This window comes from Pseudomonas sp. UMAB-40, assembly GCF_900095275.1.
GTDB classification, from domain to species: Bacteria; Pseudomonadota; Gammaproteobacteria; order Pseudomonadales; family Pseudomonadaceae; genus Aquipseudomonas; species Aquipseudomonas mandelii_B.
Map to the genome: position 1 here is coordinate 1 of NZ_LT607562.1, position 6,760 is coordinate 6,760.

The 6,760-nt window shown below is 55.2% G+C and carries 7 protein-coding genes; 2 read left to right on the plus strand and 5 right to left on the minus strand.

The features are described 5' to 3' along the window. Nucleotides 1-777 precede the first annotated feature (777 nt). From K0F88_RS17355 to K0F88_RS17370, 5 genes are all read right to left on the minus strand, one after another. Nucleotides 778-1,050: a heavy-metal-associated domain-containing protein gene (locus tag K0F88_RS17355; RefSeq protein ID WP_101209381.1), complete on the minus strand. Its 273-nt coding sequence runs from the start codon at nt 1,048-1,050 to the stop codon at nt 778-780. A 114-nt stretch (nt 1,051-1,164) separates the two neighbouring features. Then, nucleotides 1,165-3,435, minus strand: coding sequence for a heavy metal translocating P-type ATPase (locus K0F88_RS17360; RefSeq protein ID WP_374039723.1), 2,271 nt, complete (start codon nt 3,433-3,435; stop codon nt 1,165-1,167). Nucleotides 3,436-3,525: 90 nt separating this feature from the next. After that, nucleotides 3,526-3,774 carry a DUF2933 domain-containing protein gene (locus K0F88_RS32450; RefSeq protein WP_374039724.1) on the minus strand — a complete coding sequence of 83 codons (249 nt, stop codon included), beginning with the start codon at nt 3,772-3,774 and terminating at the stop codon, nt 3,526-3,528. 128 nt (nt 3,775-3,902) lie between these two features. Continuing rightward, on the minus strand, nt 3,903-4,310 hold the full coding sequence (locus K0F88_RS17365) for a hypothetical protein (RefSeq protein WP_219095844.1): 408 nt from the start codon (nt 4,308-4,310) through the stop codon (nt 3,903-3,905). A gap of 99 nt (nt 4,311-4,409) precedes the next feature. Then, nucleotides 4,410-4,805: a hypothetical protein gene (locus tag K0F88_RS17370; protein WP_219095845.1), complete on the minus strand. Its 396-nt coding sequence runs from the start codon at nt 4,803-4,805 to the stop codon at nt 4,410-4,412. A gap of 303 nt (nt 4,806-5,108) precedes the next feature. On the opposite strand from K0F88_RS17370, the gene K0F88_RS17375 reads away from it, so the two are divergent. Together K0F88_RS17375 and K0F88_RS17380 are read left to right on the plus strand one after the other, a co-directional pair. Then, nucleotides 5,109-5,318 carry a co-regulatory protein PtrA N-terminal domain-containing protein gene (locus K0F88_RS17375; protein ID WP_219095846.1) on the plus strand — a complete coding sequence of 70 codons (210 nt, stop codon included), beginning with the start codon at nt 5,109-5,111 and terminating at the stop codon, nt 5,316-5,318. A gap of 150 nt (nt 5,319-5,468) precedes the next feature. Beyond that, a partial coding sequence (locus tag K0F88_RS17380) for a copper resistance system multicopper oxidase (RefSeq protein WP_257605265.1) occupies nt 5,469-6,760 on the plus strand: 1,292 nt, incomplete at its 3' end.

Sequence of the window (6,760 nt, forward strand, 5' to 3'; positions counted from 1 at the left end):
GCCTCATTTTAAGGCTTGGAGGTGTCTACGAAACTAGGGGCGATTCAGGATACCCCCCTTACCTATACAAATAATTACATACCGCCCCCCCCCCTATGCAAGGTTGGTTCGGCGATGATCACTTGATTCGGACTTCTGACGTGATCAGAGTTTGACGCGATGGACGCTTTTGGATGCTGACCAGCCGTGACCTCTCGGCACGCACCTGCTATTTTTCAGCGTGGCAATAGGCGTGCGAGCCTGCGCGAATTTTTGCGACTTTCGCAAGGCCAGCACCAAGGGTGTTGCAGTAATGGCCGTGTGCCGTTCGTGAGGATCTCTGCACAACTTCAAGGTGGTGTCATGATCGTCAAGGCAGGCGAAGTTATGCATAACCTCGGATATTGTTTTGAAGGGTGCGCTCACGCCGGGCCATTTGTGGCAACGCAGGACTTTGACCTCGATTCATTAGTTGCATAGGTAATGAACCCGCTGACCGAGAGATGTGAGGCGTCCAGCGTATTATCGCAAATACCTGGGATGCTTTTCGAAAGCGGATTCATCACCAAGATCCCTTGTCGCAAGATCTACTTAGGAGTGATGGGCGAGGTCGACATTCGCGAAGAGAAGGAATATCTCTGATGACGACGGTTCAAGCATCTGACTAAAGCGACTCAGGATTATCAGACGCAAGCAGGGTTGGTTAAACGTTGATGACTTCAGCGGCTAATGCCGCTCTGGTCATGAGCAGTGTCGTGAACAAAGCGTTACGCAGACCGATATTCATGCGAGTAACGTTTACTGACAGCAGCAACCGCCGCCGTTCCCGCCACAGCCCGAGGTTTTCTTACTCGCTACGCTTTCCACTGTCGACAGCTGTGCTGGATAGCCCGCGTTCTCAAGGGCTGCAAGCAGCGCATGGCTGTCCGAATCGCCGCTGACCTTCACCCGTCCGGCTTGTAGATCCACTGTTACGTCCCTGACTCCTTCAAGTGGGCGCAGCGCTTCGGTGACATGTTTGACACATGAACCACAGCTCATGCCTTGGACTTGCAGTTCAACAGTTTTCATTGGTGACTCCTCACAATAAAGTTGATCATGGAAAGACTGACGCATGAGGCTTTTCTGCGGCGTTGGCTTATCCTCAACCTTGCCGCCATGGCAAGGTCAAGCGGTCGTTTTCACTCAATCAATGGAAGCCTGGCGCAGACGCAAGGCGTTGAATACCACCGACGCCGAGCTCACGCTCATGGCCAGTGCGGCAATGAGCGGTGACAGAAGGTGACCGGTAAGTGGATAGAACAAGCCGGCAGCCAGTGGGATGCCCATGGCGTTGTAAAGGAAGGCGAAGGTCAGGTTCTGGTGCATATTTCTCACCGTTGCTACTGACAGGCTGCGAGCACGCAGGATACCGAGCAGATCGCCTTTGACCAGGGTGACCTGGGCGCTGTTCATCGCCACGTCAGTGCCAGTGCCCATGGCGATTCCTACGTCAGCGCGAGCCAATGCGGGTGCATCATTAATACCGTCGCCGGCCATCGCCACGCGGTGTCCGGCTTGTTGCAGAGATGCCACCAGACGTTCTTTATCTTGCGGTTTAACCTCGCCATGCACCTCCTCGATGCCCAACTGGCGAGCTACCGAGCGAGCAGTCGTAAGGCCGTCGCCAGTGGCCATGATGACCTTGACGCCATCCGCCTGCAGACGCTCGACGGCCAGCTTCGTGGTGGGTTTGATGGGGTCGGCAACAGCCAGCAAACCCGCCAGGGCGCCATTGACTGCCAGGTACATGATGCTCGTACCGTCGCCGCGTAGCTTCTCGGCATGTACTTGCAAGCTCTCGGTGGAAACGCCGGCCTCCTGCATCAACGCGGTATTGCCTAGCATCAGGCGACGACCCTCGACCTGACCGCTTACACCAATACCTGAGGCTGACTCGAAGGTTTCAGGTGTCATCAGTTTTAGCCCTGCGGCACGAGCCTGTTCGACGATGGCGTGGGCCAATGGATGCTCACTGCCCTGATCGAGACTTGCGGCCAGGCGCAACACTTCATCCTGAGTAAATCCGGGTACGGCCTCGACGCTATGGAACGCTGGTCGACCTTCAGTGAGGGTGCCGGTTTTGTCGACTATCAAGATGTCTATCTTGCGCAGGTTTTCGATGGCGGCGGCATCGCGAAACAATACGCCGCTGCCAGCAGCCTTGCCGGTGGCAACCATGACTGACATCGGTGTCGCTAGGCCAAGGGCACAGGGACAGGCGATGATCATGACCGCGACAGCGTTGATCAGTCCGAACACCCAACTTGGCTCGGGCCCCCACAGCCCCCAGCCGAGTAGAGTCAGCGCGGCGATAGCAATCACAACGATCACGAAGTAACTGGCAATCACGTCTGCCAGCCGTTGCATCGGCGCTTTTGAGCGCTGTGCCTGCACAACCATCTGCACAATCTGTGCGAGCAGGGTCGCCGACCCTATCTTCTGCGCCTGCATCACCAGACTGCCGTGAATGTTGAGGGTGGCTCCGATCAGCGCGTCGCCGGCCCTTTTCATTATCGGTATTGGCTCGCCGGTGAGCATCGACTCATCTACAGCGCTTTCGCCTTGCAACACCTGGCCGTCGACAGGCACTTTTTCGCCCGGACGCACACGTAATGTGTCGCCGCTGTGTACGTGTGTCAGTGGGATGTCTTCTTCCGTGCCGTCGGCATTGATTCGACGGGCAGTTTTTGGGGCCAGTCCAAGCAGCGACTTGATGGCAGCCGAGGTTTGCGAGCGAGCCTTAAGCTCAAGCATCTGGCCGAGAAGGGTCAGTGAGATGATCACAGCCGCCGCTTCGAAGTACACACCGATGCGGCCCTCCATCATGAAGTTGTTGGGGAATACATCGGGGGTCAGGGTGGCCACGACGCTGTAAAGGAAAGCCGCCGCCGTGCCGAGGCCGATTAGCGTCCACATGTTCGGACTTCGCTGAATCACCGAACGCACACCACGCACATAAAACGGCCAGCCAGCCCACAGCACGACGGGTGTAGCCAATCCCAGCTCGACCCAATTTTGCGTGGTGCCATGGAACAGCACCAGGGCATGGCCACCCATAGCCAGCACGGTTACGATCACTGTCAGTGGCAATGTCCACCAGAAGCGCCGGGTGAAGTCCTTAAGTTCGGGATTCTCATCCTCCTCTAATTCGGGAATCACCGGCTCTAAGGTCATACCACACTTAGGGCAGACGCCGGGGCCGATCTGGCGAATTTCCGGATGCATGGGACATGTGTATTCAGCGGCACCCGTTACCGGTTCTGCTGTTGTCTGATGGACTTGTTCGATTTTCAGTTGAGATATTCGATAACGCTCGGGTGCTGCCCTGAAGGTCGTTTGGCATTTCTGGCCGCAGAACCGGTAGTTTTGCCCCTCATACTCCGTGCTGAACTGGCTGTCGTTACTGACGGTCATGCCACATACCGGATCATGGGAGCCGGTGGGTTGAGGTTCAGACTTCTGTATTAAGTCGTGCTCTTGACGAAGCTCAGGGGTGTGCATGAGCTAACTCCTGTTCGCATCCTTGGTTGAGGCTGAGGTTTCGCCGTGATGACTGTGACCACCGTGGTGGTGCCCGAAAAAATGCATCAGTGGGCACAACAGCAAAATCATGTAAGGCAGTAAGCCCAGCATATGGCCGTAGTGTTCTCTTGCTAGATAGAACAGCACGATCACCAGCAGCATGCCCAGCGCTATGCCGGGTTTGCTCCTCAAAAATGTTGGAGAGGTGTTAGCGGAATATGGTGAATTCATCATGGTTCTGTACTCCTGAGGGAGTGCTGTTTAGTGATGCGTCGTAAAGGTGCAACGGGCGGCAGTTTTACCCTTGGCATATTGGCTAAAGTAAAACCGTCGCTGCATTGCCTACAGGCTTGTGCGCGTCACTTGCTCATCGGCATGTTCATCATGCTTGTTTGCTGATCCATCATTTTCATCATCATGTCCATCATTCCCATCTCCATGCCGTCTTTGTTGCCGTCCATGCCCATGCCCATGCCCTTGCCATGACAGTTCTTATGCATCATGGCCATGCTGTCCTTCATCGTCTTCATGCTCTCCTGCATGGCGGCGTGTCGCTCGGCAGGGGTCTTGGCGGCGGCTGCCTTGTCGTGTGCAGCCTGCATTTTTTGCATTTGCTCGGTCATGACATTGTTTTGCATCGGCGTAGCTGCTTCGCTTGTCTTGGCGGGCGCGGTCTGCCCCCCGGGGTGATGCTCATCGACTGCCGAGGCGATAAGTGGGCTGCTCACGAGCAGGGTGGCGAGGATAAATTTCAATGTGGCATGCATGGCAATCTCCAAAGGGTCAGGACAACTCAGGTAATACCAAGCCGCGCCAGGTTGGCGCAGTCAGACAGTGCGCCGAAGATCGGCGCGCAGAAGGTCGGATTAATCGTTGAAACGGACGAAAATCAGGCGGGCAGGAGGTCTGGCCGGTACAGGGCGCCGTAATGCAAGAAAGGCAAAAGCGGAGGGATTGGCGGGATACAAAATCAGCAACGCAGGGATAAGGAGCAGAAACGTCCAACTGAACAGGTCAAATATTTGAAGATGGAACGAAGGACTTACAGCTATTGCCGCATCGGCGCAGTGCTGAAGGCAACCGAGGGCATGGGCGTCGTGGCTATCGTGATCTTGCGTGGTGATCAGCGAGACATGAGTTGTAGCCGGATTGTGGCTGGGCTGTGCCAGACATCCCTGGGTCGCTGCCAGACCAAACGCTAACACCCACAGCACGATGGCGAGGCGTATGAACGTTGGTTGACGATGGCGAAACCAGAACATGGAGAATCTCCGGTACTGATTAGCGGATTTTGATTTTTCAACATACGCCACATTGAAGTGCCACGGTTGATCTACATCAATTTATGCAACCGGCTGTCGGTTCTGTGGTGCGGTCAAATTTTACGACACCCGTCGATCTTTCAGATGTTGAGTTTCTCCGTGTGCTGTCAAAAGTGTAATCACCGGCTAAGCGTGCTGACAGGTGCTTCCCCTCATCATCATCATCATCATCATCATCCTCATTGAGCTGACGCTCAAACTCTCTGGTTTCATCGAGAGTCAATTCCTTGAAGGAGATGCACTATGAAAGCAACCAACGTTGTGATTCTTACACTCAGTTTGGCTATATCGTCCCTGGCCTTTGCCGAAGGTGGCGGCGACCGTGCGGTTGAGCGCATGGAACGAGCACGCGAGACGGCAATGGCCACCACCAAACCCGTCCCACAAGCGCAAGTGCAAGAGGATATTGCACAGGAAAAGCCCACGGCTGAAGGGCAGAAGCATCAATGCTGAGCCGCCCAGCTTACGGAAATGTAATCACCCCGTTTGCTGGCTTATGGCATCTTCCAATGTATCAAGCGCACTAGCTATCCAAAGCGTGAACCCTCGGGAACACGCCAACGTGCGTGCACCTGACATCCGACTGACGGGACATGAATCGGTATGCATTCCAAAACTTCTCGGCGCACCTTTGTGAAAGGTCTCACCGCAGGCGGGATTCTCGGTGGTTTAGGGCTTTGGCAGACGCCTATATGGGCGGCACCTCGCATGAGCGAGACCAATGTCCTGTCAGGTACAGAGTTCGACCTCTTTATTGGAGAGACACCGGTAAATATCACTGGGAATGCCCGGACTGCCATGACAATCAATGGTGGGATTCCGGGGCCTCAGCTGCGCTGGCGTGAGGGCGATACCGTGACCCTGCGGGTCAAGAATCGCCTCAAGGATATGACATCAATCCACTGGCACGGGATTATCCTCCCCGCGAATATGGACGGTGTGCCGGGCCTTAGCTTCCATGGGATCGAGCCTAACGGCACGTATGTCTATCAATTCAAGGTCAAGCAAAACGGAACGTACTGGTATCACAGTCACTCCGGTTTCCAAGAACAGGTAGGTGTATACGGCCCACTGGTCATCGATGCCAAAGAGCCGGAGCCTTTTGAGTATGACCGCGACCTTGTGGTGATGCTTACCGATTGGACGGACGAAGAGCCGGCTTCGCTGATGAAAACACTGAAGAAACAGTCTGATTACTACAACACCCACAAGCGCACAGTCAGTGATTTTATCCATGACGTAGCTGACAAAGGTTGGTCAGCCACCGTCGCTGACCGCAAGATGTGGGCCGAAATGAAGATGAATCCCACTGACATTGCAGACGTCAGTGGCGCGACGTACACCTACTTGATGAACGGCCACGCGCCCAACTCCAACTGGACGGGCACCTTCAAACCTGGCGAAAAGCTTAGGTTGAGGTTCATCAATGGCTCAGCCATGAGCTACTTTGATGTCCGTATTCCGGGTTTGAAGATGACTGTTGTGGCTGCCGATGGCCAGTATGTTAAGCCGGTGAGCGTAGACGAGTTCAGAATCGCCACTGCCGAGACCTTCGATGTAATTGTCGAACCAACTCAGGACGTCTACACACTGTTTGCGCAGTCGATGGATAGGTCGGGGTACGCCAGAGGCACCTTGGCCGTCCGGTCTGGCTTGACCGCTCCAGTACCTGAGCTTGACCCTCGTCCTCTCGTCACCATGGCCGACATGGGTATGGCCGGTATGGATCATGGCGCGATGGGCGATATGGCTGGAATGGATCACAGCAAGATGGCCGGCATGGGGGACAGCTCAATGGAGGGCATGTCAGGCATGGACGGCGGTGCCGTGGAAGGTATGAACCATGACGCTATGCAAGGCATGTCCAGCATGGACAACATGGCGGGAATGGATCA